Source organism: Gordonia hongkongensis, from assembly GCF_023078355.1.
GTDB classification, from domain to species: Bacteria; Actinomycetota; Actinomycetes; order Mycobacteriales; family Mycobacteriaceae; genus Gordonia; species Gordonia hongkongensis.
Genome location: NZ_CP095552.1, coordinates 3,339,313 through 3,363,841, shown reverse-complemented (window position 1 = coordinate 3,363,841; position 24,529 = coordinate 3,339,313). Strand labels below are relative to the sequence as shown.

The window sequence follows — 24,529 nt, the reverse complement described above, 5'->3', positions numbered from 1 at the left end:
GGTTCGGCCACTTACACTCCGTGCTCATGACCGGGAACGGCGCGAAGCGCGGTGGAGCACCCACGGGGCCGACGGCGGGATCCCGGTGCGGATCCTGATCGCGCCGGATTCGTTCGGTGACACCATGTCCGCAGTGGTCGCCGCGCGGGCGATCGCCCGGGGGTGGCGTGCGGCACGGCATGGGGACGAGCTCGTCGTGGCTCCGCAGTCGGATGGCGGACCCGGCTTCGTCGACGTGCTCGCCTCGCGGTTCGGGACCGTGATCGCCGAACCGGTGTCCGGTCCGCTCGGGGCGGGGGTCATCGCGCGATGGCTTCTCGACGACGCGTCGACCGCATACATCGAGTGCGCCCAGGCGTGCGGTCTGCACCAGCTGGGCGGGACGCCGACGCCGCGGACGGCGACGGCAGCCGATACCCGCGGAGTCGGCGAGCTCGTCGCGGCGGCGCTGGCGCGCGGGGCCGAGCGGATCGTGATCGGGCTCGGCGGCAGTGCGACCACCGATGGCGGCGCCGGCCTCGTGGCAGCCCTCGGCGGCGGCGACCGCGCCCGGGAGCGACTCCGGGGTGTGGATCTGGTGGTGGCGTCCGATGTGGAGAACCCGCTGCTCGGGCCGTCGGGAGCCGCCGCCGTCTTCGGTCCGCAGAAGGGCGCCGACCCGGAGACGGTCGAACTGCTCGAGACGCGCCTCGCCCACTGGGCACAGGTGTTGAGTGCGCTCGCCGACCGGGATGTCGCCGATGAGCCCGGCGCCGGCGCCGCGGGCGGGCTGGGTGCGGCGCTGCTCGCGCTCGGCGGTACCCGGGTGTCCGGTGCCACCGTCGTCGCGGAGGCGACCGGGCTGGCGGCCGAGGTGGCCGCGGCCGATGTCGTCGTCACCGGAGAGGGGAAGTTCGACGCCCAGACGCTCCGGGGCAAGGTGGTCGCCGCACTTCACGAGGCGGCCTCGACGATCGGCGCCCGGGGCGCGGGTGCGCCGACGATCGTCCTCGCGGGGCAGGTCGCACTTGGCCTCGACGAGATCCGAGCGGCCGGTGTCGCGGCCGCGTACGCGATCGTCGACATCGCCGGATCGGTCGAGGTCGCGATGAACGATGCGGAGAACCAGCTCGTCGCGCTCGCGACGTCGGTCGCATCCGACTTCCGGGCGGCGGACCGTCCGGGCTGACCTCGGCGTCGCGCCGTGCCGCCGAATCGGGTGCCGACCTCCCGGAAACGCCCGTCCGACTGGACGGGAATACCACGGGGAGGAGTACGGTTGTACGCACGGGCACACCGGTCGACCTCCCGGCGAGCGGGTGAACCCCGAACGACCGTGAGGGCACACCCCAACCACGGCATCGGGCCACGATGCACCGGGACCACACCACTTACAGGAGCATCCATGACCGTGCAGAACGAAACGGGCACAGCCACGAGCACCGGCGTCATCCTCAGCGACGCAGCCGCGTCGAAGGCCAAGGCGCTGCTCGACCAGGAGGGCCGCGACGACCTCGCGCTGCGTATCGCCGTACAGCCGGGTGGTTGCGCGGGTCTGCGATACCAGCTCTTCTTCGACGACCGCACTCTCGACGGCGACATCACCACCGATTTCGGTGGCGTCACCCTCGCCGTCGACCGCATGAGCGCCCCCTACGTGCAGGGTGCCACCATCGACTTCGTCGACACCATCGAGAAGCAGGGCTTCACCATCGACAACCCGAATGCCACCGGCAGTTGCGCCTGCGGCGATTCGTTCAACTGACGCCGTACACGTCAGCAATTTTCCGGTACCGGCCGCATCCCACTTGGGGTGCGGCCGGTGTCGTTTGCCGATGAGTGAGTAGCGTGGACACCTGTCTGCGTCATCACCTGTCCGGGTGAGGTGACCACCTGCTGGGTACATCCGTCGGGCAACCAATCGAAGGGTCGAGATCTCCAGTGGCAATCGTTGTGTGTGGGTCCATCGCAACCGACCATCTGATGAAGTTCCCGGGCAAGTTCTCCGAGCAGCTGCTCGGAGACCACCTCGAACACATCTCCCTCAGCTTTCTCGTGGAGGATCTCGTCGTTCGGCGCGGCGGTGTCGGCGGCAACATCTGCTACGCGATGGGTCAGCTCGGCGGTGCGCCCGTTCTGGTCGGCGCGGTCGGGTCCGACTTCCACGACTACCGCCAGTGGCTCGAAGCCAACGGGGTCGACTGCCGGGGCGTGCGGGTCTCGGAGACCCACCACACCGCCCGGTTCATGTGCACCACCGACGAGACGATGGCCCAGCTCGCCACGTTCTACGCCGGCGCGATGAGCGAGAGCCGCGAGATCGTGCTGTCCGAGGTCATCGCCGAGGTCGGGACGCCCGACCTCGTCCTCATCGGGGCCGACGATCCGGCCGGGATGATCCGCCACACCGAAGAGTGCCGGGCCGCCGGTATCCCGTTCGCGGCGGACCCGTCGCAGCAGCTGGCCCGCCTCGACGGGGAGCAGACCCGCACGCTCATCGACGGCGCCGCCTACCTGTTCACCAACGAGTACGAGTGGGGACTGCTGCGCCAGAAGGCCGGATTGTCCGAGGCGCAGGTCGCGGAGATGGTCGGCGTGCGCGTCACGACGCTCGGCAAGGACGGCGTCGAGATCGTCGACCGCGACGGCACGCGCATCCACGTCCCCGTCGTGCCGGAGACGGAGAAGGTCGACCCCACCGGTGTCGGCGACGGGTTCCGCGCCGGGTTCCTGTCCGCGCTGGCGCGCGGGCTCGACTTCGAGCGGGCCGCACAGGTCGGCTCGATGGTCGCGGTGCTCGTGCTGGAGACCGTCTCGACACAGGACTGGGCCTGGGACCCGGACTCGGCCCTGGCTCGGATCGAGGGCGCCTACGGCGCCGAGGCGGCCGCGGAGATCAAGGCGGCGTTCGCCGGCTGAGTCCGGTTCTCCGGGGTGGTGACGCGTCTGACGTTGCCACCCCCGCCCCGGCGTGAGACGTTGGAACGGAGTCCCGATCGAGGACTCCCGGACGAGGGGTGCTGTACCCGGTGTGCGACAAGACGGCCCGGAGGGAGCGTCATGTCGTGGATCGTTCTGATCGTGTCCGGTGTCCTGGAAGCCGTGTGGGCAACCGCGCTGGGCAAGTCGGAGGGTTTCAGCAAGCTGGGTCCGACGGCCGTGTTCGGGGTCGCGCTGGTCGCCAGCATGGTCGGACTGGCGTATGCGATGCGCGATCTGCCGGTCGGGACCGCCTATGCGGTGTGGGTCGGTATCGGCGCGGTGCTGACCGTCGTCTATGCGATGGCCACCGGTGAGGAACCGGTTTCGCTGCTCAAGGCGCTGTTCCTGGTGATGATCGTCGGCGGGGTCATCGGTCTCAAGCTCGCGCACTGATCCCGTCGCCACCGAAGCCGCCCCGGATTCGTGGGCGGCTTCGGTTGTCGGGGAATCAGACCCGCACGGGATAGGTGTGGTCGATGATCTCCGGAACGATCGTGCCCTCGACGAAGATGCCGTGCCAGACCATGAACATCAGGACCGTCCAGAGTCGACGGCTGTTGTCCACCACGCCTTCTCGGTGCTCGTTGAGCATCGCGACAACCGCGTCCTTGGCGAAGATGTGATCGGTCTGCGAATGCATGATCGTGTCGTGCGCCCAGTCGAACATCTCGGTGCCGGCCAGCCAGTGGCGGATGGGGACCGGGAAGCCGAGCTTCTTGCGATGCAGAACGTGCGCCGGGACGATCTGCTCCAGCGCCTTGCGCAACGCGTATTTTGTTGTGCCGTGCGCGATCTTCTCGTCGTGGGGGAGACCTTCGGCGATCGCGAAGACCTCCGGGTCGAGGAACGGCACCCGCAGCTCGAGCGAATTGGCCATGGTGATCTTGTCGGCCTTGACCAGGATGTCGCCGCGTAGCCACGTGAAGAGGTCGAGATGCTGCATCCGGGCCACCGGGTCCCAGCCCTGGCTCATCGCGTAGATCGGGGTGGTCACGTCGGTGTGGGTCCATTCGGGACGGTAGTCGCGCAGCACCGCGCGGAGCCGCGCGTCGTCGAAGCTGCGGGCGTTGCCGTAATAGCGCTCCTCAAGCGTGAGCGACCCGCGGTGCAGCAGGCTCTTGCCGCGGGTCCCCTCCGGAATCCGCTCGGACACCTTGCCCGCCGCACGACGCAGCGCACGGGGCAGCCGGTCGAACGCGGCGAGGGACAGCGGTTCCTTGTAGATCGTGTAGCCGCCGAACAACTCGTCGGCGCCCTCGCCGGACAGGACCACCTTGACGCGCTTGCGCGCCTCGGCGGCCACGAAGTACAGCGGGACGAGTGCCGGGTCGGCGACCGGATCGTCGAGGTACCAGACGATCGACGGGATCGACTCGATGAACTCCGACGGCCCGACGACCTTCACGACATGCCGAGCGCCGATCGCCTCCGCGGACTCGGCGGCGACGTCGACCTCCGAGTAGCCCTCGCGCTCGAAGCCGGTGGTGAAGGTGATGAGGTCGGGGTTGTGCCGGATCGCGAGCGCCGCGATGGCCGTCGAATCGATGCCGCCGGACAGGAACGACCCGACCGTGACGTCGGCGCGCATGTGCTTGGCGACCGAATCGGCGAGGACGTCGGCGATCTCGTCGTACCGCTTCTGCCGGGTGGCCTCGGTGACCGGGCGAACACCGAACTGCGGGGTGAAGTACCGCCGGATCGACAGGGGACTGCCCGGCGTGGCGGTCGCGTGGCAGCCCGACTCGAGCCGCCGGATCGACGCGTGGATCGTCTCGGGCTCCGGGACGTACTGCAGCACGGTGTAGTGCTCGATCGCGCGGGGATCGAGCTCGGTCGACAGCCCGACGCGTTCGATCAGCTCGAGCAGGCTCTTCTTCTCGCTGCCGAAGATCAGCCCGCCGGGGCCCGACGCCACGAACAGCGGCTTGATGCCGAACGGGTCGCGGGCGAGGAAGAGCGAGCGGTTCTCGGTGTCCCAGATCGCGAAGGCGAACATGCCGCGAAGCCGTTTGACCGCGTCGGGGCCCCAGTGGTGGAACGCTGCGACGATCGCCTCGCTGTCACCCTCGGTCCGGAACAGCACCCCCTCGTCCTTCGCCAGCTCGGCGCGGATCTCGAGGTAGTTGTAGATCTCGCCGTTGAACACCAGCGCGTAACGGTCGGGATTCTCGGGCGGGCCCCAGCGCAGCGGCTGATGCGAATGCTCGATGTCGATGATCGAGAGGCGATTGAACCCGAACACGATGTCGTCGTCGTGCCATGTACCGGGCTCGTCGGGTCCGCGATGCCGCATGCAGTGCGAGGCCACCGCCACCGGTTCGACGACATCGGCGGCCGTTCCGTCGGATGTCAGCAGGCCGAGCAGACCACACACGTCTCGTTCTCTCCGTTCAGTTGCCAGTCCACGCACGATTCCGACGCCGGGCCGGATCGCGTCCGAGTATGCCTGAAGCGGCGGGCGGAGTTTCTATGTGGCGCGGTGGGCCGTGCGAGCGAACGCGACTGTCGCGCGCGACCCGTGGGCGCCGGTGCGGGACCGAGGGAGGGGGACACGACGCCGATCGCGCCCCGATTCCGACAGCTTCCGCGGGTTGGTCTACGCTGCGTAGTACTAGGTGCAAGAATTGCTGTGTGTCCACGGCAAGACCTTGCCCCGTGCAGGTCATGTGGCATGCACTCACCTCGGCGCGAGGGCGCCGGTGAGCGAGCAGGAAGGCGTGAAATTGGCACACGGTGGACGGCCCCGAGCGAGGCGTGTCTCATCAGCGTCGCGGACGATGAAGCGACTCGGATTCGTCGCCGCTCTCGGCCTCGGCGCACTGCTGATGTCGGGTTGCAGCGCCAGTGAGGCGATGCGTTTCGGTTGGCCCGAGGGCGTCACGCCCGACGGCAAAGAGATGGTCGATCTGTGGACCTGGTCGGTCATCGCGGCGCTGGTCATGGGTGTCCTGGTCTGGGCGCTGATCTTCTGGACGATCACGTTCCACCGCGCGAACGACGCCAAGAAGGGCGTGTTCCCGCGCCAGACGGCATACAATGTGCCGCTGGAGCTCACCTACACGGCGATCCCGTTCGTCATCATCGCCGTGCTCTTCTACTTCACGGTCATCGTGCAGAACAACGTCGAGGGCAAGAACAACGACTCCAAGGTCGTCGTCGACGTCACCGCGTTCCAGTGGAACTGGAAGTTCGGCTACAACCAGGTCGAGTTCTCCGACGGCACCACCTACAACGGCTTCGAGCAGAACGGCAACCCGTTCGAGATCCAAGCGCAGACCGGTAGCGGCGCCGAGACCGAGCACGCCGGCAGCGACGAGGGCGGCGAGCACGGTGAGCTCCCCGGTCCGGCCGGTGGCCGTGACGACGACGTCCGCGACTACCTGAAGTTCGACCGCATCGAGACGGTCGGCTCGTCGTCGGAGATCCCGGTCCTGGTGCTGCCGACCGGCAAGCGCATCGAGTTCAACATCGCCTCGGCCGACGTCATCCACTCGTTCTGGGTGCCGGAATTCCTCTACAAGCGCGACGTCTTCCCGTTCCCCGAGCAGAACGCGACCGACCCGATTTTCCAGATCAAGTCGATCGACCGGACCGGCGCCTTCGTCGGCCGCTGTGCCGAGATGTGCGGTACGTACCACTCGATGATGAACTTCGAGGTCCGCGCCGTCTCGCCGGAGGACTTCGACAGCTACATCCGGTTCCGCGAGGCGAACCCCAGCGCCACCAACGCCGAAGCGCTCGCGTCGATCTGCCAGGCACCCGAAGCGGTGACCACGGTGCCGTTCGACACCCGCCGCGCGACCGACGGCTCCGTCGGTGCCACCGGTGATCCCGACAACCCGACCCTCGCCAACTGCACCAAGGAAGTGAGCTGACGATGAAGATCGAGGCACGCCTCTTCGAGATGCTGACCGCCTTCTTCTTTCTGACGGGCGTCGCATACACCCTCTTCACCGCGTTCACCAGCAAGGGCATCGAGTGGGTCGGCGTCGTCGGCCTGTTCTTCGCGGCCGGCCTGACGCTCATCGCGGGCACGTTCTTCCGGTTCGTCGCCCGGCGCGTCGAGATCCGTCCCGAGGACTACGAGGACGCCGAGGTCGAGGACGGCGCCGGGGAGCTGGGCTTCTTCAGCCCGCACTCCTGGTGGCCCATCCTGATCGCGCTCGGCGCCTCGACGTTTGCGGTCGGTTTCGCGACCGGCAACTTCTGGCTGGCGATCTTCGCGGCCGTCGTCATCATGGGCACCGCGGCGGGACTGGTCTTCGAGTACCACGTCGGCCCCGAGAAGCACTGAGCGACAGGCACTGACGCCGACGCCGCACGGCGCCGCGCACGCACCACGAGAGCGCCCCACCGGATCTCCGGTGGGGCGCTCTCGTGTCTTCGCCGAGCGACCCTCGGTGAGCGGTCAGGGACGCTCCCGGCCGACCGGCCGGAAGACCTTCAGGACGCGGTAGTCCACGCGGAAGTCGGCCTGCGAGAACGACTCCTCGACCTCGCCGTCGTGTGACACCGCGACGGGGCCGTCGACGGCGGTGAAGCGGAACTCGGGGACCTGCATCTCGTGGTAAAGGTGGGAGCGTTCGAGACGACCGAGCGCCAGTGAACCCAGGAGCCGCAGGGTCGCCCAGCGATGGCTCGTCTCGAGGATCCGTACGTCGAGAAGGCCGTCGTCGAGCCGGATGCGTCGCGACGGTAGGAACCCGGTGGGCTGGTAGATCGAGTTGCCGACGAGGAACAGCGACGCATCGAGTACACGGCCCTCCACCTCGATTCGGACGTGCGGATCTTTGCGGAGGACGTGGAGAACGGCCGCGGCGGTCGCGAGCGGCCGGCTGATGCGCCGCTGAAGGCGCCGGCGGACCCGGACGAAGTCGGGGTGCGCGCCGATGCTCGCGGTGTTGAGGATCAGGCGGGAGTCGTTGAGCCACATCGCGTCGACACGGGACGCCGAACCCGAACGGATCGCGTCGATCGTGGTGTCCACCGTGCCGCAACCGATGTCGCGCGCGAAGTGGTTGAACGTGCCGGCCGGGAAGACCGCGACGGGGATGTCGGCGGCGAGCGCAGGAGCGGCGGCACATGCCACGGTGCCGTCGCCGCCGGCCACCCCCAGGATCTCCGCGCGGGCCGCCACGTCGGCGAAAACGGTTGCCATGTCGTCGGTGTCGTCGAGCTCGATGATCTCGGCGGCCGGCAGCCCGGTGCGGATCGCCTCCACCACGCGGCGACCCCGTCCGTCCGCGGAGCCCGGGTTCACGACGACGACCAGCCCGGTTCCGGCGGGGTTGGGTCCCAGGTCGACGACGGACGGGGCGGCCAGGGACAGCGACGGTTCGGTGATGGGCGGCACGACACGGGCACCGATGGTGGCGATGACGGCGCCGATGCCGAGCCCCGCGACCACGTCGCCGGGGTAGTGTGCCCCGGTCGCCACCCGGGACAGCCCGACGAGCCCGGCCAGTGCCGACAACAACAGACCCGCGGACGGATTCTCGACGGCCACACCGACGGCGAAGGCGGCAGCACTGGCCGAGTGTCCGGACGGCAGAGAGTTCGACGTCGGGCGTCGACGACCCCGCCGGGACAACGGGATCAGTCCGTGGGAGGGCCGCGAGCGGTTGCGGATCCGCTTCGCCCCCTGGTTGGTGACCAGACTCGTCACGGCGAGCGAGACCAGTCCGCGTGCGGCACCGCGCTGCAGCGAGGGACGGCCGGACACGGCGAGCCCGGCAGCGATCGCCATCCACAGCTTCGAATGGTCGGCGGCCCGGGTGAGTATCGGCATCGTCACGTCGAGGAGCGGGCTCGGGGACCGGGCGATCGAATCGTAGATCTCGGCATCGAGAGTGCCCATCCCGCGGGTGATCTGGGACAGACCGCAACTTCGGGGAGGTGACCGGTGCATGGGGTACACCGTGCCACATCGGACCCGGGCCGGCAGCCACCCCCGGGGGAGGGGAGTGGTGTCGGTCGTCGACGTGAGCCACTATGCACAACGAACCGCGGGCCGTCGCGCACCAGATGGTGCTCGACGGCCCGCGGTGGGTCGTGCGACCTCGTGTGACTACTCGCCGAAGGGGTTGCCGCCCTTGGCCTGCAGCTCGCGAAGGGCCTTACGCTCGCCGGCCTCGATCTCGTGCTCGAGTTCGACGTTGCGCAGCTGCTCCTCCGGCGGATCCGCCGTGAGGATCGAACCGGTACCCGGGGCACCGGCGGAGCCGAGCTTGTTCATCCGCTTGGGCAGTGCCGCACCCTCGTAGGGGAGCGGGATCGGGTGACCATGGCTGTCGACCGGGCCGAGCGGCTGGTGGACCTCGATGTACTCACCCTGCGGCAGCCGCTTGATGATGCCGGTCTCGATGCCGTGTGCCAGGACCTCGCGGTCACTGCGCTGCAGCGAGAGCGCCCAGCGGTAGGCGATGAAGTAGACCAGCGGCGGCAGGACGATCAGACCGATGCGCCCGATCCAGGTGGTCGCGTTCAGCGAGATGTGGAACTTGAACGCGATGATGTCGTTCATACATGCGATCGTCAGCAGGATGTAGAACGAGACCGCCATGGAGCCGATCGCCGTCCGCACCGGGGTGTCGCGGGGACGCTGCAGCAGGTTGTGGTGCGCGTCGTCGCCGGTGAGCTTCTTCTCGATCCATGGGTAGGCGAACATCAGGCCGAAGATGATGGTCATGATCAGCACGACCCAGTTCGACATCGGCACCGTGTAGTTGCCCAGGTAGAGCTCCCATGCCGGGAACAGACGTATCAGACCGTCGGTCCACATCATGTAGATGTCCGGCTGAGATCCGGCCGACACCTGTGCCGGGTTGTACGGACCGATGTTCCAGACCGGGTTGATCTGGAAGACGCCCGACATGATCGCCAGGACGCCGGTGACGAAGGCGAACATCGCGCCGGCCTTGGCGGCGAAGACCGGCATGATGCGGACGCCGACGACGTTCTTCTCGGTGCGGCCGGGGCCGGGGAACTGCGTGTGCTTCTGGTACCAGACCAGCGCGAGGTGTGCGCCGATCAGAGCCAGGATGATTCCCGGGAAGAGCAGGATGTGCAGCACGTAGAGGCGCGGGATGATGATGACGCCGGGGAAGTCGCCGCCGAACAGTGCCCAGTGAATCCAGGTGCCGACGACCGGGATGCCGAGGACGATGCCACTCATGGCGGCGCGGACGCCGGTGCCCGACAGGAGGTCGTCGGGGAGCGAGTAACCGAAGAAGCCCTCGAACATCGCCAGGATCAGCAGGAGACAACCGATGATCCAGTTGGCCTCACGCGGACGTCGGAACGCACCGGTGAAGAAGATGCGCATCATGTGGATGATGATCGACGCGGCGAACAGCAGTGCCGCCCAGTGGTGGATCTGACGGACGAAGAGACCGCCGCGCACCTCGAACGAGATGTTCAGCGTCGTCTCGTACGCCTTGGTCATCATCACGCCGTTCAGCGGCTGGTAGGCGCCGTCGTACACCACGCGCGTCATCGACGGATCGAAGAACAGCGACAGGTAGACGCCCGACACCAGCAGGATGATGAAGCTGTACAGCGCGATCTCACCCAGCATGAAGGACCAGTGGGTGGGGAAGACCTTGTTGATCTGGCGACGCATGCCCGCGGCGAGGTGATACCGCGAGTCCACTTCTTCGGCTTGAGTGCCGAGGCGTTCGGCGATGCTCATGACTTACGCTCCCAGAATGCCGGACCGACGGGCTCGATGAAGTCGCCTGCGGCAACGAGGTAGCCCTCGTTGTTCACCGTGATCGGCAGCTGTGCCAGCGCACGTGCGGCCGGTCCGAAGATGGGCTTGGCGTACTCGAGCGCATCGAACTGCGACTGATGGCAGGGACACAGGATGCGGTTGCTCCGCTGCTCGTAGAGCGAGGCGGGGCAGCCGAGGTGGCTGCAGACCTTGGTGTAGGCGAAGTAGTCACCGTAGTTGAAGCTCTCCTGACCCTTGCGCTTGACCGCACGGGCCGCATCCTCGGGACGCAGACGGATGAGCATGACGGGGTTGCGGACCTGGTGCAGGCCCTCCTCCAGCAGATGGCGGGAGTGCTCGGACTCGCCGAACCCGTCCGAACGACGCCACGGGAACACGGTTTCCATACCGCCGGCGTCGAGATCTTCCGGCCGGACCAGGGCGACCTGGAACGGGTTGCCGGTGTCACGCCGCAGGTAGATGGTCTCGTTGGGCGCTTCCGGCGGGTTGTAGATCGGCGACCATCCCGAATGCCACAGCGGCGAGTCGGGGCCCTCGGCCCACGGGTTCTTGATGAAGCCCCCGAGGAAGGCCACGAGTCCGGTGACCGCGAAGGCGCCGAGACCGAAACCGGCGGAGCCGATGATCATCTTGCGACGACCCAGGGTGGACGTGGCGCCGGTGTCCTGGAGCAGACCGACGATCGTCTTCTTGTCGACCTCGGTCGATCCACCGTCGTGACGATCCTGAACCGAGATCTCGGCCGGGATGAACTTCTTGGTGATGAGGATCAGCGCGACGCCGATGGCGAACACCGACAGGCCGAACGTCACGCCGAGGAGCGGCGTGTTGAACGTGTACCACCAGTAGTTCGGATCGTCCGGGAGGGCGAATTCCCAGTGGTTGAACAGGAAGATCCCGAGGCACGCGAGGGCGGACACGCCGGCCACGGTGAACCAGATGGCCACCTGACGCTCGGCGCGCTTCTCGACCTTGGTGCCCGGCACCGAGTAACGCTCGGACCGGTGGATGATCTCGACGCCGTCGAGATTGGTGCCGAGTTTGACGAGCTCATCGGTGCTCATCTGTTCGAGTTCGTCCCGCGACGGGACGTCTTTGTCGTTCGCGCTCATGCTCGAGATCCCATCCACATGGCGCCGGCGACGATGGCGATGACGCCGACGAACCACATGACCATGCCTTCACTGACCGGGCCGAAACCACCGAGGCCCAGACCACCACTGGGCTTGGCCTCGCTCACGTACTTGACGTAGGCGATCACGTCCCGCTTCTCTTCCGGATCGAGCTGACGGTTCGAGAACTTGGGCATGTTCTGCGGACCGGTCAGCATCGCGGTGTAGATCTGCGCCTCGTTCACCCCGTCGAGGTTCGGCGCGAACTTGCCCGAGGACAGTGCGCCACCGCGACCGGTGAAGTTGTGGCACGACGCGCAGTTCAATCGGAACAGCTCACTGCCGCGTCCGATGCTGTCGCCGCGCAGTGACTCCATCGCGACGGTGCCGTCGGCATTGCGCGGCACCTGCGGTCCGCCACCCTCGGCCTGGATGTAGGCGCCGAGCTGGTCGATCTGCTCGGTGGTGAACTTGGCCGGCTTGCGCTGGGCCTGCGCCTCACCACGCGCCGCCGGCATACGTCCGGTCGACACCTGGAAGTACACGGCGGCGTCGCCGACACCGAGAAGTGCGGGACCGCGCTCGGGCACGCCCTGGAGGTTCGCGCCGTGGCAGGTGATGCACGAGGTCTCGTAGAGCTTGCGACCGTCGTCGATCATCGCGGCGTTGCTCTCGTCGGCGACCGCGACCTGCGGCTCGGGGGTCAGCACCGAGGCGAGCACACCCGCCATGACGAGGCCGGCCAGCAGCACGATGGTGCCGCCTGCGCGCCGACGGAGCTTGCGTCGGGCCTTGGCGCGGCGGCCGGCGTCGCGTGCAGCGGAGCGTCGGGCCGAGGCATCGGGTCCGACCTCGGTGCCGCTATCCGACGGACGCGGTGGAGATGAACTCATCTGTGACTCTCTACTAAGCGGGACGGACTGTTGTTAGATCGAGCTGCGCTCGGTCGTGGTGGAACGGGCCGGCGTCATCGGATGAAGTAGATCGTGACGAACAGCCCGATCCACACGATGTCGACGAAATGCCAGTAGTAGGAGACGACGATGGCCGCGGTTGCCTGCGCCGGCGTGAACTTCGACAGCTTGGTCCGGATGAGCAGATACACGAACGCGATCAGACCGCCGATCACGTGGAGGCCGTGGAACCCGGTCGTCATGTAGAAGACCGAGCCGTACGCATCCGACGCGAGGGTCGTGCCGTGGCCGACCAGCACGGTGTACTCGTACGCCTGCCCGATCACGAAGATCGTTCCCATGATGAGGGTGATGACGTACCAGCGGCGGAGGCCGAAGACGTCACCGCGCTCGGCGGCGAAGACACCCATCTGGCACGTCACCGACGACAGGATGAGAATCGTCGTCACCGGGATGGCGAGGGCGAGATTCAGCTCGGTCGGTGGCGGCGGCCAGCCGACGGCGGAGTTGGCACGGGCGACGAAATACATCGCGAAGAGGCCAGCGAAGAACATGAGCTCACTGGACAGCCACACGATCGTGCCGACGCTGACCATGTTGGGCCGGTTCAGCGAGTGCACGCGCGAGGTGATGGCTGTTCCTGAGGTACCTACAGCGCTTGTCACAAGTGAAGTATGACGGTTCGTAGTAAGCCGTGGCCACCCGGGTCGGAAATTGCCCCCGACTATTTCTCTCGTCGCAGGTCCGGGCCCGAATCGGGTGACCCTCGGCGTGTCCGGGAAGGGTGTGGCGGACGCCCGGCTCGCTACCGTGTGTTCATGTCCAGTTCGGCGCCGCCCGGCCCCGTGATCTCAACGGCCGAGTCGTCGAGCAGGGTCGCCTGGCGCGGCTCCGCTCACGGCTGCGCCCGCGTGCCGGCGCCGGTCCGCTGACGCTGCATGAGCGGGTGGAGGTGGTGGCCCGTTCCGACGACGATGCCATCGCGAGTTCGGTGGCGCTCGACGCGTCGTCGTGGCGAGCCGCGGACGAGGTGATCCTCCGGCATGTCGTCGAGGTGCCCTCCGACCGGCGGGCCGACGCGGCCGCGGTGGCCGCGCTCGACGGTTACGAGTCCGTCGACGACGAACGCTGGGGGCCGAGGCCGGCGCCGCGCGACGATCGGCTCGTGGTCCTGGTCCTGGCGCGGGTCCAGTTGCTCGACGCGATGCATCTGTCGCAGGAACGGTCCCGGATGGCGAGCCTCGGTTCGCGGCACGGCGGATTCGCACGCGAGTGGGCCGTCCTCCAGCGTCCGCCGCTCTGAACACGAATATGCTGACTCCCCGTGAGCACCGCACAGTCTGACTTCAGCTGGCCGCAGATCCTCGGCAAGGTCACCGATCGCCTCGACCTCGACGCCGACGAGGCGGCGTGGGCGATGAACGAGATCATGACCGACAGTGCGACCGGAGCCCAGATCGCCGCGTTCGGCGTCGGCGTGAAGATGAAAGGTGCCGCACCGGCGGAGCTCCTCGGGTTGTCCCGCGCGATGCTCGACCACGCGACGCTCGTGGACGTCACTCGCCCGGCCGTCGACGTCGTGGGGACCGGCGGCGACCGGTCGCACACGGTGAACATCTCCACGATGACGTCGATCGTGATCGCTGCGTCGGGCGTCGCGGTGGTCAAGCACGGCAACCGTGCGGCGTCGTCGAAGAGCGGCGGTGCCGATGTGCTGGAGGCGCTCGGCGTCGACATCTCCCTCGACGCCGCCGCGGTCGCGCAGTGCGTGTCGGAACTAGGGATCGGCTTCTGCTTCGCGCCGGTGTTCCATCCGGCGTTCCGCTTCACCGGTCCGCCGCGCAAGGAGATCGGCATCCCGACGGTCTTCAACGTGCTGGGGCCGCTGACCAATCCGGCGACACCCAGCCGGGGGCTGATCGGCTGCGCCTTCGCGGACCTGGCGCCGGTTCTGGCGCGGGCTTTCGCCGAGCGCGGCGGCTCCGCGCTGGTGGTCCGCGGCGACGACGGTCTCGACGAACTGACGACCACCACCACGTCGACGGTCTGGCAGGTCGTCGCCGGGCAGGTGAACGAACTCACCGTCGACCCGACGGATCTGGGGATCGCGCGCGTGGAACTCTCCGCGCTGCAGGGGGGAGATGCGACGGTCAACGCCGCGATCGCCCGCGAGTTGCTGGCCGGGACCACGGGCCCGGTCCGGGACGCGGTGCTGCTGAACTCGGCCGGCGCCATCGTCGCGTTCGAGCAGGAGGCGCCGATGAGCTCGGCGGAACTGACCGATGCCCTCGGCGCCGCGAAGGAGCGGGCGGCCGATGCGATCGACAACGGTGCCGCCGCCGACCTGCTGCAGCGGTGGGCCGAGCTCAGCGGCCGGCTCGCCGCGCCCGCCTGACGGTCACGCTGCCCCGAAATCCTTGTGGGGCGCAGTGTTCGGCGGGTCAGTTCTCGCCGATGGAGAAACCGCCCTCGACGTCGGAGCTGGAGTAGCTGCGGAACGCGATGTGTGTCGCGCTCTTGAGAACCCCGGGTAGCCGGTTGATCTGGCCGGTGACGACCGTCGCGATCTGTTCGTGGTCACGGACCCGGATCTTCGCGATCAGATCGACGTCGCCCGCACAGGAGTACACCTCTTCGACCCCGGGGATGTCGGCGACGGCCTGGGCGGTCTCCGGGATCCGGTGGATGTCGGCCTGGATGAGGACGATGGCGGTGATCATGTCGCCAGCCTAGTGGTGCGTGGCCCTCAGCTCGCCTGCCGTGTGCGAGAGTCGGCGACGGGTCTGGCCGCACGTGCGTCGTGCGCCGACTGCGACCACCCGAGCCGGCGTTCGGCGGAGCCGGCGGGCAGGGCGACCGGCTCACTCGTCGACACGATGCGCGCGCCCGGTTCGGTCATCCAGCGGTACACGAGGCCGACCTCCTCGGCCGGCGCGCCCCGCAGCGGACCGGGGCCCGGTAACACGGTCTCCGCGGCCGCGACGAGCGCGTCGACGACGGGCATGGGCGAGACTCCGCGTCGAGCGCGCCCGGCGGCGGCGAGCCGTCCGTACCGGATGACCGCGAACTGCCAGCCGCGTTCACCGTCGGGCCGGGCGACCACGATCTCGGCGATCGCGCACAGCGCGGCCAGTCGCTGGCAGCGGGCGAGGGCGTCGATCGTGAGCGCGAGACGGTCCCGATGCCGCGCCGCGGTCTCGAACATGTGGGCCTGGGCAAGGTCGGTGAGGCGCGCGGTGAGGCCGTCGAGGAGTTCGTCGGCCTCACCTCGCATGAGCCGGCGGGCCGCGGTGACCCGGGGAGAGTAGTCCGGCACCGTCTGCGGCTGCGCCGTGGCCGCCCGGCAGGACCCCGGCCGCCGCCTCCCATCGGCCTCGGGACACCAGTGGTAGCCCGTCGCGCCGAGCCGTGTCGTGCACGTGCGCAGACCGGCGGCCGCCGAGATCACGTCGGCGACGGTCGCCGCGTTGTTGCGGTTGCCCACCGGGCCGATCGACTCGTCGGTGGGTGTTCGGCTGACCTTGAGCCGGGGGAAGCGTTCCTCGGTCAGGGTCACCCACCAACCCTTGTGCGGCTGGGTCGATCGTCGGTTGTACGCCGGTGCGTGCGCGCCGAGGAGCCGGAGTTCGCGGACGGCGGCCTCCAGGGCGTGGGAACACTCCACGACGTCGACCCGTTGGGCGAGGAGCACCATCTCCGCGATGCGGCGGCGCGGGTCGTTGCCACTGAAGTACGACCGGACCCGGCGGCGGAGGTCCACCGCGGTGCCCACGTAGAGGACCTCGTTCGACGGGCCGCGGAACAGGTACACCCCGGGACGGGCCGGGACATGGTCGGCGAGTGCGCGTTTGGCGCGCAGGCGCGGGTCGGTCTTCGGGAGATACGACGTCAGGTCGCCGACTGTCGCGATGCCCTGATTGCCGACGCGCTCGAGGAGCCGGTGGAAGACCTCCACCGTGGCGCGCGCATCGTCGAGCGCCCGGTGGGTGGGCCGCACGGAGACGTCGAACAGGTCGGCGAGCGCGCTGAGCTTGACCGTCGGCGCCTCGTCACGGCTGAGGATGCGCCGGGCCATGGTCACCGTGCACAGGCTGAGGCTGAACGTCCACGGCAGGTGGAGCCGGATCGCGTTCTGCCGGAGGAAACCCATGTCGAAACGAGCGTTGTGGGCCACCAGGATCGAGCCGCGGGCGAACTCGAAGAACGACGGCAGCACCGACTCGATCCGGGGGGCGTCGGTCAGCATCGCGGTGGTGATGCCGGTGAGGGTCACGATCTGCGGGGGGATCGGCCGGCCGGGGTCGACCAGCGTGGCGAACTCGCCGACCACCTCGCCGCCGCGGATCTTGACCGCGCCGATCTCGGTGATCCGGTCGCGGACCGGGTCTGACCCGGTGGTCTCGAGGTCGACGACGACGAGGGTCGTCTCGAAGAGCGACCGGTCGCTGAACTCGTTCGACGTCTCACCCGTGGCCCCCTGGTCGGCGGCCTCCAGGTCGGCGAAGGTGAGCTGCCCCGCGGGCGAGCCGTCCACGCTGGTCTGCGTCACCCGGCGAACACTAGTTCGATCCACCGACATCGCGACCGCGACGCTCCGACATCGTGTCGTGTGACCCGTGTGACTGCTGTGTCGATCGCTGTTCGACGGACTTGTCGGTGGGCGCCCCTAGTCTCCACCTGGACGTGAGAAATGCGGTCTTCTCACGGTCACACCGACCCGTAACGGGGCCGACGCGGCCCGCCCTCGCCAGATGAGATGGAGATCACATTATGTACGTCGATTGTGCGCGCTGCCCGGCTCGTCCCGTCGCTTGCGACGGGTGCATGATGACAGTGCTGTTTGGTGGTCCGAGCTGGGACGATATGCCGCACGAAGGTGGAGTTTCGGTAACGGCGGCCACCTCGGACGCGGATGCCGAACTGGACCTCGCCATCGACGTTCTGCAGGCTGCTGCAATGGTGACCAGCGCCGCTGCACGATCTGCAAGATCCGCCAAAACCGCAGTTCAGGTGCCGGATCGACGCGCCTCTGTGACCGTCCTCAGGGCAGGCTGAGAAGCGGCCGAGGTTTGGCTGTCTGTCGCCTGGTGGACAGAGCGCATCCGATTTCGTAACCTTTCTGAGACCTTTGCGGAGCGTCCCGCTTCAACAGAAGTGGTCCGCAGTAGTCACCGCTCAATCGCCCTCGCGGGCGAACCGGGGAACCACAACCTTCGGACGGGCTCGTCGGAGCGCATCACCACTGATGCGACTCGGTCGAAGCCGATCCGAATCGGGGTGAATCGCGTTGCCACGCATGAGTGTCCAGTGGATACCTCATGCGCGAAAAACGTGTAGGGCCACTCTTCCGGCCCGAACCCGACAGCTAACTCGGTCGGCGGTAGAGGAAGATCTGAAGGAGAACTCGCTTCGTGGCCAAACATCGTTTGGAACAGCCCAATCGTGGCAGCACGGTCGCCAAGAAGGCGGTGATCGCTGGATCGATCACACTCGGTTCGCTCGCCGCAGCCGCCGGCCCTGCTCTCGCCGCCCCGGTCCACACCCCGCTGGGCACTTTCGAGATCCCGGCCCTGCCCGGCGCGAAGGCCCCGGAGGCCAAGCCCGCGCCTGAGGCCACGCCGGTGAAGAAGTCGCCCGCCGCCACGGTCGAGATCCCCAACCTGGGGCAGTTCACCGTGCCGGGTATCGCGCCGGAGCAGATCCCGCAGCAGTTCCGCCCGCAGGGTGGCGGCGCGCCCCTGGGCCAGCCGCAGCTGACCGCCGGTCAGAAGGCGGTGAAGGCCGCCGAGAGCAAGATCGGTGCGCCGTACTCCTACGGCTCCGCCGGCCCCAACGCATTCGACTGCTCGGGCCTCGTCTACTGGTCCTACAAGCAGGCCGGCAAGAACATCCCGCGCGACAGCTACGGCCAGCTCGGCGGCGGACGCGCGGTGTCGTACTCCGAGGCCAAGCCCGGCGACGTCATGATCTTCAACGGTGGCGGCCACGCCGGCATCTACGTCGGCAACGGTCAGTTCGTCCACTCGTCCAACTACGGCACGCCGGTCAAGCGCGACGCCGTCAAGGAGTGGACCCTGACGGGCATCCGTCGGTACTGACGACAACTGAACACGAACAGACTGAGCACGAAGGTCTCTGGACGGGCGGATCGCGTGGATTGCGATCCGCCCGAACCAGTCCCGGGGGCCGGTCGGCCGCCTAGGGTGGTCGGCGGGACGCGGGGTACGGGTGCAGGGGCCCGGGATGCTCAGGGATCGACGAGCACACACGAGGGAGTGAGTAGACCGTGCTGATCGGGGAGGGGCGTGGTCGCGCGACGCGGCCGAGGATGCGTTCGGGTCCGCTGATGGTGGCGCTCTGTGTCCTGTCGGCGTTCGCCGTTCTGGCACCGACCGTCGCCGGCGGCGTCGGGGACGCCCGTGCGGTGCCCGCGCGCTCGGCCGATCAGCTGCTCGACCGCTACAAGCAACTGGGCATCGACGCGGAGAAGACCACCGAGGCGATGCACAACGCCAAGATCGAGTACGACAAGCAGCGCGGCATCGTGGCGGCGGCCAAGAAAGCCGCGGCCGAGGCGCAGCAGACGCTGGACACCAGCCGCGCCCAGCTCGCCGTGCACCAGAACCGAGTCGACGCGATCGTCCGCGCCAGCTATCAGGGCGCGCGGGTCAGCGGGCTGTACGCCGTGATGGTCAGCGACTCCCCGCAGGCGCTCCTGGACCAGATGTCGGGTCTCGACATGATCTCGCGTCAGGCGTCGGTGGACCTGACCGCGATCAAGAAGGTACGGGCCAGGACCGCCATCGCGAAGAAGGATGCCGAGCGCACGGCGGTGGCCGCCTCCGAGGCGGTCTCCCGCGCCGAACGGGTCCGTGGTGACCTTCAGACGAAGCAAGCCGACCTGCAGCTCCAGGCGATCCAGATCCGGTCGATCTACAAGTCGATGACCGGCAAGCAGTTGGCGGCTCTGCGCGGTCCGACCTTCGACTTCGATCCGCGACTGGTGCCCAAGGGCACCGCCGCCGGACTGATCGCCACCCACGCCGCGCTCACCCGGATCGGTGACCCCTACGTGTGGGGCGCCACCGGACCGAATTCGTTCGACTGCTCGGGACTCATGGTGTGGGCGTTCCGGCAGGCCGGCAAGACCATCCCGCGATCGAGTCAGGCGCAGATGGCCGGCGGTCAGCCGGTCGAGAAGAACGATCTCAAGCCCGGTGACCTGGTCATCTACTATCCCGATGCCCATCACGTCGGTATGTACGTCGGTGACGGCTATGTCATCCACGCCTCGACCTTCGGCGTTCCGGTCAAGGTCGAGCCGCTCGACGAGGCCGGACCGTACAACTCTGCCCGCCGGTTCTAGTCCCACCGGTGACCTCACCGCGCGGGCGCGCCGGCCTCGTCTCGGCCGTGGTCGTTCTGGTCATCGCAGTTGCCACCGCGTGCGGCACGGTCGATGTGCCCGGCGGGCCCGGCTCGTCCGCCGCGCCCGTGTCGTCGAGCACCGCGGTCAACGTCTACGAGCGTGATCGAGCGGCGGGCGTGACGCGGTTGCTTGACGCGCTCACCGAAGCGGTGCGTTCCGGGGATGTGCGGGCGATCGGCACCCTCGTCGACACCGCTGCCACCCCGGCGTTCAAGGACAGATTCGTCACGGCCGCCGCGGGTTTCGCGCCCAGCCGGTTCACGCCGCGGAACGGTCGCAGCGGCACCCTGCGGTTTGCACGGTTCGGTTATCAGCTTGCGCCCACCGAAGAGGCGGAGGTGCTCGTACCCGGTGAGTTGCAGGAGCTCCTCGATGCCGGGGGAGTTCGGACTCGTGGGTCGCTCCGGTGGAGTTGCGCTATGCGCTCGGCGGTGAGGGGGTCCCGGGAGTCGACGAGGCCGAGGTGGTCGTCGGCACCCAGTTCGTGGTCGCCCGCCACGGCGAGGCCTGGCGCCTCGTCGGAGACGCCACGGCCCTGGGAGGAGAACCCGCACCCACTCAGATGTGGGAGCTGCCCGGACTCCAGGTGGCCGACACCGCGACCGCAGGCGGCACGTCGGTGGTCGCCTCGTATCCCCGAACGTCTTCGACGGTGGCGACGCTGCAGCGGGAGCTGCCCGGGGCGGTGGATGCCGTCAGTGACTTCTGGGGCGACGACTGGGATCGCCGCGCCGTCGTGGTCGCCACGGCGACCGACGACGAGTTCGCCGCACTCGTACCCGAGGGCCGAGCGGCGACCGGGACCGCGGCGGCCGCGACCGTGTTCAGCAGCCTCGACCTGGTCCAGCGCACCGCGACCGGACAGCGCATCATCCTGACCCCGGCGGCCCGGGAACTCGCCGCACCGACGCTCGCGGTGGTTCTCCGGCACGAGTTGACCCATGTCGCGGCCCGCGTTCACACCGCGCTCGACGCGCCGCTCTGGATCACCGAGGGCGTGGCCGAATACGTCGGGCGCAAAGGGACTCACACGAGGATCGCGGATGCCGCACCCGACCTGATCGCGTCCGTGCGTGCCGGTCGAGTTCCGACCGGGCCACCCGCCGACACCGACTTCGCGATGGACGGTCAGACTTCACAGGTGGCTTATCAGAGTGCGTGGTCGCTGGCCGCCTACGTCGCCGATCGATTCGACGAGGCGCGGCTGAAGAAGATGTACATGGGGGTCGCGGCGTCGGCCCTGCCCGCGGCGCAGGACACGGCGATCGCCTCGAGTCTCGGGCTGACGCGTGCCGAACTGGTCGCGGGGTGGCAGCGGTGGCTCGAAGTGCAGGCCCGTTGATGTCTCGAACGTTGTTGCTCACCAACGACTTTCCGCCCCGTCCGGGCGGGATCCAGTCCTACCTGCAGAATCTGGTGGACCTGCTGCCGCCGGAGGACGTGGTCGTCTACGCGCCGCGCTGGCGTGGTGACTCGCACGAGAAGTTCGACGCGGCCGCCCCGTATCGGGTGTACCGGCACCCGACGACGCTCATGCTCCCCACCCCGTTCGTGGCGCGGCGTGCCGCGGAGATCGTGCGCCGCGAACAGATCTCGACGGTGTGGTTCGGCGCGGCCGCGCCGCTGGCCGTGCTGGCGCCGGCGTTGCGTCGCGCGGGCGCCCAGCGGATCATCGCCAGCACGCACGGTCACGAGGTCGGGTGGTCGATGCTGCCGGGCGCGCGGCAGGTGCTCGGGCACATCGGCCGCCACACCGATGTGATCACCTTCGTCAGCCGATACACCCGCGGCCGGTTCGCGTCGGCCTTCGGCGCCCGCGCGGGCCTGGAACACCTGCCCCCCGGCGTCGACACCGAGCGGTTCGCCCCGGATCCGGTGCTGCGACAGCGATTTCGCGAACATCTCGACCTAGGGGAGCGTCCGACGATCCTCTGCCTGTCGCGGCTGGTGCCCCGTAAGGGCCAGGATGTGTTGATCCGCGCCCTGCCGCTGATCCGACGCACCATCCCCGACGCGACGCTGGTCATCGTCGGCGGTGGTCCCTACGGGAAGACCCTGCGCGACCTCGCGGCCGACACGGGCGTGGCCGACCATGTGATCTTCACCGGCTCGGTGCCCGCCGACGACCTCGCGGCGTACCACAACATCGCGGACGTCTTCGCGATGCCGTCCCGGACGAGGGGCGCGGCCTGGACGTCGAGGGCCTGGGGATCGTCTACCTGGAGGCGTCGGCGTCGGGGGTGCCCGTGGTCGCCGGGTTGTCCGGTGGCGCGCCGGAGACCATCGAGGAGGGGGTCACCGGCACCGCCGTCGACGGCACCGATGTCGACGCGGTCGCCCTGGCGATCCTGGCGATCCTCGGTGATCGCGCGGCCGCGGCCGAGATGGGCCGGGCCGGACGGCGTTACGTCGTCGAGAACTGGCAGTGGAGCCAGATGGCGGCCCGCCTGCGCCAGTTGCTCTGAAGAGCAACCGGCGCCGGCGGGGAGCTCACCGCTGGTAGATCGCCTCGATGTCGCCGGCGAACTTCTCCACGACGACGTTGCGCTTGACCTTGAGCGTCGGCGTCATCTCGCCGGTCTCCTCGGTGAAGTCGGTCGGCAGGATGCGGAACTTCTTGATGGCCTCTGAATGCGACACCGTCTTGTTGGCGAGGTCGACGGCCGACTGGACCTCGGCGCGCAGGTCGGTGTCGTCGGCGAGGTCGGCGACCGTCGCGGACGCGGGCTTGCCGGTGCGCTCCTTCCACGCCGGGAACGCCTCGGGATCGATCGTGATCAGGGCGGCCACAAACGGTTTCGCGTCGCCGACGACGGTGGCCTGCGAGATCAGGGCGTTGGCGCGGATGACGTCCTCGAGTCCGGCGGGGGAGACGTTCTTGCCGCCGGCGGTCACGATCAGTTCCTTCTTGCGGCCGGTGATGGTGATGAACCCATCGGCATCCACGGTGCCGAGGTCGCCGGTATGGAACCAGCCGTCGATCACGGCCGATGCGGTGGCCTCCGGGTTCTGCCAGTACTCGGTGAAGACGACACCGCCGTGCAGCAGCACCTCTCCGTCATCGCCGATCCGAACAGCATTGCCCGACAACGGCTTCCCGACACTGCCGATCTTCGACGCCGACGGGGTGTTCACGCTGAAGGCCGCCGTGGTCTCGGTCAGGCCGTACCCCTCGTAGACGGGCACACCGACGCCGGAGAAGAAGTGACCCAGGCGGGCGCCGAGCGGCGCGCCACCGGAGATCGCCATCTGGCACTCGCCACCGAGGGCGGCCCGGAGCTTCTTGTAGACGAGCGCGTCGAAGACGCCGTGCTTGACTTTCAGCGCGAGACCGACCTGCCCCTTCTCCGTCGCCTGCGAGTAGGCGATCGCGGTCTCGGACGCGGCGTCGAAGATCTTTCCCTTGCCGCCGTCGTGGGCCTTCTGCCGGGCGGTGTTGTACACCTTCTCGAACACGCGCGGCACGGACAGGATGAGCGACGGTTTGAAGACGGCGAACTCGTCCACCAGGTTCGGGATGTCGCTGGTGTGTCCCACCTCGATGCCTGCCTCGATGGCGACGAGCGTGATGGCCCGGGCGAGCACGTGGGCGAGGGGAAGGAACATCAGCAGACGCTTCTCGTCGCGGGCGATGACCTGATCGAGGAGGTCGCCGGCGAGGACCGCCCGCACCTCCGACAGCATGTTGGCGTGGGTGAGTTCGCAGCCCTTGGGCCGTCCGGTGGTCCCCGAGGTGTAGATCAGCGTCGCCGGGTCGGCGGCCCTGACGGTGGCCCGGCGGGCCGCGACCTCGTCGTCGTGGACGTCGGCACCGGCGGCGACGAGCTCGCCGACGGCACCCGGCCCGTCGGTGCGGTCGATCTGGAAGACGGTCACCGGCGTGGTCAGGGAGTCGATGGACTCGAACTCGGCGCGATGTCCGTCGTCCTCCAGGACGATCGCGACCGCACCGGAATCCTGCATGATCCATTCGATCTGGCCGGCGGAGGACGAATCGTAGATGGGCACGGTGATCGCGCCCGCGGACCAGATCGCGAAGTCGAAGAGATTCCACTCGAGGCGGGTGCGCGACAGCAGCGCCACCCGGTCCCCGGGGTTGACGCCGGAGGCGATCAGGCCCTTGGCGATGGCGGAGATGCGGGAGGCGGCCTCGGCGGCGGTGACCGGCTCCCACCGGTCGCCCTGCTTGTGGCGGAACACGATGTGCTGCGGTGATCGCTGCGCCAGGCCGAAGATGATGTTCGTGCAGTTCTCGTCGTCGCCGATCGAGAACTTCGCGGGCACGCTGTACTCGCCCATCGTGGTTACCCTTCAGTAGACATCAGTCACCGAATCGTATCCCCGACACGGAATCGGACTCATCGCGACGTCGGTTTCGGGT

The 24,529-nt window shown here is 68.4% G+C and carries 20 protein-coding genes, 2 pseudogenes and 2 riboswitches; of the genes and pseudogenes, 13 read left to right on the top strand and 9 right to left on the bottom strand.

All coding sequences use genetic code 11. From position 1 onward, the window contains the following. Positions 1–85: 85 nt before the first annotated feature. The 4 genes from MVF96_RS15175 to MVF96_RS15160 all read left to right on the top strand — a co-directional run bounded on the left by MVF96_RS15175 (position 86) and on the right by MVF96_RS15160 (position 3,354). Positions 86–1,168: a glycerate kinase family protein gene (locus MVF96_RS15175; protein WP_247449551.1), complete on the top strand. Its 1,083-nt coding sequence runs from the start codon at positions 86–88 to the stop codon at positions 1,166–1,168. A gap of 216 nt (positions 1,169–1,384) precedes the next feature. Continuing rightward, a complete protein-coding gene (locus MVF96_RS15170; protein WP_058253100.1) occupies positions 1,385–1,744 on the top strand; it encodes a HesB/IscA family protein in 360 nt (119 codons plus the stop codon). Positions 1,745–1,920: 176 nt separating this feature from the next. Beyond that, entirely contained in the window at positions 1,921–2,898 is a 978-nt protein-coding gene (locus MVF96_RS15165; protein WP_189340143.1) for a carbohydrate kinase family protein, read from the top strand. A 65-nt stretch (positions 2,899–2,963) separates the two neighbouring features. Beyond that, positions 2,964–3,030: riboswitch (guanidine-III (ykkC-III) riboswitch) on the top strand. Between the two features lie 9 nt (positions 3,031–3,039). Next, positions 3,040–3,354, top strand: coding sequence for a DMT family transporter (locus tag MVF96_RS15160; RefSeq protein WP_068972093.1), 315 nt, complete (start codon positions 3,040–3,042; stop codon positions 3,352–3,354). A 55-nt stretch (positions 3,355–3,409) separates the two neighbouring features. Here MVF96_RS15160 and asnB read toward each other — a convergent pair whose 3' ends face one another. Beyond that, positions 3,410–5,335 carry an asparagine synthase (glutamine-hydrolyzing) gene (gene asnB, locus MVF96_RS15155; protein ID WP_247449549.1) on the bottom strand — a complete coding sequence of 642 codons (1,926 nt, stop codon included), beginning with the start codon at positions 5,333–5,335 and terminating at the stop codon, positions 3,410–3,412. A 403-nt stretch (positions 5,336–5,738) separates the two neighbouring features. Here asnB and ctaC point away from each other — a divergent pair, with 403 nt between their 5' ends. Both ctaC and MVF96_RS15145 read left to right on the top strand, forming a co-directional pair. Next, entirely contained in the window at positions 5,739–6,836 is a 1,098-nt protein-coding gene (gene ctaC / locus MVF96_RS15150; protein WP_058253081.1) for an aa3-type cytochrome oxidase subunit II, read from the top strand. Between the two features lie 2 nt (positions 6,837–6,838). Beyond that, entirely contained in the window at positions 6,839–7,255 is a 417-nt protein-coding gene (locus tag MVF96_RS15145) for a cytochrome c oxidase subunit 4 (protein ID WP_058253080.1), read from the top strand. Positions 7,256–7,369: 114 nt separating this feature from the next. Here MVF96_RS15145 and MVF96_RS15140 read toward each other — a convergent pair whose 3' ends face one another. From MVF96_RS15140 to ctaE, 5 genes are all read right to left on the bottom strand, one after another. Then, positions 7,370–8,818: a bifunctional phosphatase PAP2/diacylglycerol kinase family protein gene (locus MVF96_RS15140; protein ID WP_247449547.1), complete on the bottom strand. Its 1,449-nt coding sequence runs from the start codon at positions 8,816–8,818 to the stop codon at positions 7,370–7,372. A gap of 210 nt (positions 8,819–9,028) precedes the next feature. Then, a complete protein-coding gene (gene qcrB / locus MVF96_RS15135; protein ID WP_058253078.1) occupies positions 9,029–10,651 on the bottom strand; it encodes a cytochrome bc1 complex cytochrome b subunit in 1,623 nt (540 codons plus the stop codon). After that, positions 10,648–11,805 carry a cytochrome bc1 complex Rieske iron-sulfur subunit gene (qcrA, locus tag MVF96_RS15130; protein ID WP_058253077.1) on the bottom strand — a complete coding sequence of 386 codons (1,158 nt, stop codon included), beginning with the start codon at positions 11,803–11,805 and terminating at the stop codon, positions 10,648–10,650. Before qcrA ends, qcrB begins: the two co-directional genes overlap by 4 nt. Then, on the bottom strand, positions 11,802–12,698 hold the full coding sequence (gene qcrC, locus MVF96_RS15125; protein WP_247449545.1) for a cytochrome bc1 complex diheme cytochrome c subunit: 897 nt from the start codon (positions 12,696–12,698) through the stop codon (positions 11,802–11,804). The genes qcrA and qcrC overlap by 4 nt, the downstream gene beginning before the upstream one ends. Positions 12,699–12,772: 74 nt before the next feature. Next, complete coding sequence (gene ctaE, locus MVF96_RS15120; RefSeq protein ID WP_065630046.1) at positions 12,773–13,384, bottom strand: aa3-type cytochrome oxidase subunit III; 612 nt, start codon at positions 13,382–13,384, stop codon at positions 12,773–12,775. Positions 13,385–13,503: 119 nt separating this feature from the next. Here ctaE and MVF96_RS15115 point away from each other — a divergent pair, with 119 nt between their 5' ends. After that, positions 13,504–14,022 carry a hypothetical protein gene (locus tag MVF96_RS15115; protein WP_418930390.1) on the top strand — a complete coding sequence of 173 codons (519 nt, stop codon included), beginning with the start codon at positions 13,504–13,506 and terminating at the stop codon, positions 14,020–14,022. A 21-nt stretch (positions 14,023–14,043) separates the two neighbouring features. Further along, complete coding sequence (gene trpD / locus MVF96_RS15110; RefSeq protein WP_247449543.1) at positions 14,044–15,114, top strand: anthranilate phosphoribosyltransferase; 1,071 nt, start codon at positions 14,044–14,046, stop codon at positions 15,112–15,114. Positions 15,115–15,160: 46 nt separating this feature from the next. Here trpD and MVF96_RS15105 read toward each other — a convergent pair whose 3' ends face one another. Both MVF96_RS15105 and MVF96_RS15100 read right to left on the bottom strand, forming a co-directional pair. Beyond that, entirely contained in the window at positions 15,161–15,439 is a 279-nt protein-coding gene (locus MVF96_RS15105) for an Lrp/AsnC family transcriptional regulator (RefSeq protein ID WP_058253073.1), read from the bottom strand. Between the two features lie 26 nt (positions 15,440–15,465). After that, positions 15,466–17,298 carry a DEDD exonuclease domain-containing protein gene (locus tag MVF96_RS15100; RefSeq protein ID WP_388028113.1) on the bottom strand — a complete coding sequence of 611 codons (1,833 nt, stop codon included), beginning with the start codon at positions 17,296–17,298 and terminating at the stop codon, positions 15,466–15,468. A gap of 245 nt (positions 17,299–17,543) precedes the next feature. On the opposite strand from MVF96_RS15100, the gene MVF96_RS15095 reads away from it, so the two are divergent. The 5 genes and pseudogenes from MVF96_RS15095 (at position 17,544) to MVF96_RS15075 (ending at position 22,613) form a co-directional block, all read left to right on the top strand. Then, complete coding sequence (locus tag MVF96_RS15095) at positions 17,544–17,774, top strand: hypothetical protein (RefSeq protein ID WP_223259021.1); 231 nt, start codon at positions 17,544–17,546, stop codon at positions 17,772–17,774. 107 nt (positions 17,775–17,881) lie between these two features. Beyond that, positions 17,882–18,114, top strand: a riboswitch (cyclic di-AMP (ydaO/yuaA leader). A gap of 16 nt (positions 18,115–18,130) precedes the next feature. Next, a complete protein-coding gene (locus MVF96_RS15090; protein WP_068972088.1) occupies positions 18,131–18,817 on the top strand; it encodes a C40 family peptidase in 687 nt (228 codons plus the stop codon). 230 nt (positions 18,818–19,047) lie between these two features. Next, on the top strand, positions 19,048–20,085 hold the full coding sequence (locus MVF96_RS15085; protein ID WP_068972099.1) for an NlpC/P60 family protein: 1,038 nt from the start codon (positions 19,048–19,050) through the stop codon (positions 20,083–20,085). A gap of 8 nt (positions 20,086–20,093) precedes the next feature. After that, positions 20,094–21,490: pseudogene (locus tag MVF96_RS15080) on the top strand (hypothetical protein). Then, positions 21,490–22,613: pseudogene (locus MVF96_RS15075) on the top strand (glycosyltransferase family 4 protein). Before MVF96_RS15080 ends, MVF96_RS15075 begins: the two co-directional pseudogenes overlap by 1 nt. Before the next feature lie 25 nt (positions 22,614–22,638). On the opposite strand, the gene MVF96_RS15070 reads toward MVF96_RS15075, so the two are convergent. Then, positions 22,639–24,447 carry an AMP-dependent synthetase/ligase gene (locus MVF96_RS15070; RefSeq protein ID WP_247449541.1) on the bottom strand — a complete coding sequence of 603 codons (1,809 nt, stop codon included), beginning with the start codon at positions 24,445–24,447 and terminating at the stop codon, positions 22,639–22,641. Positions 24,448–24,529: the final 82 nt, after the last annotated feature.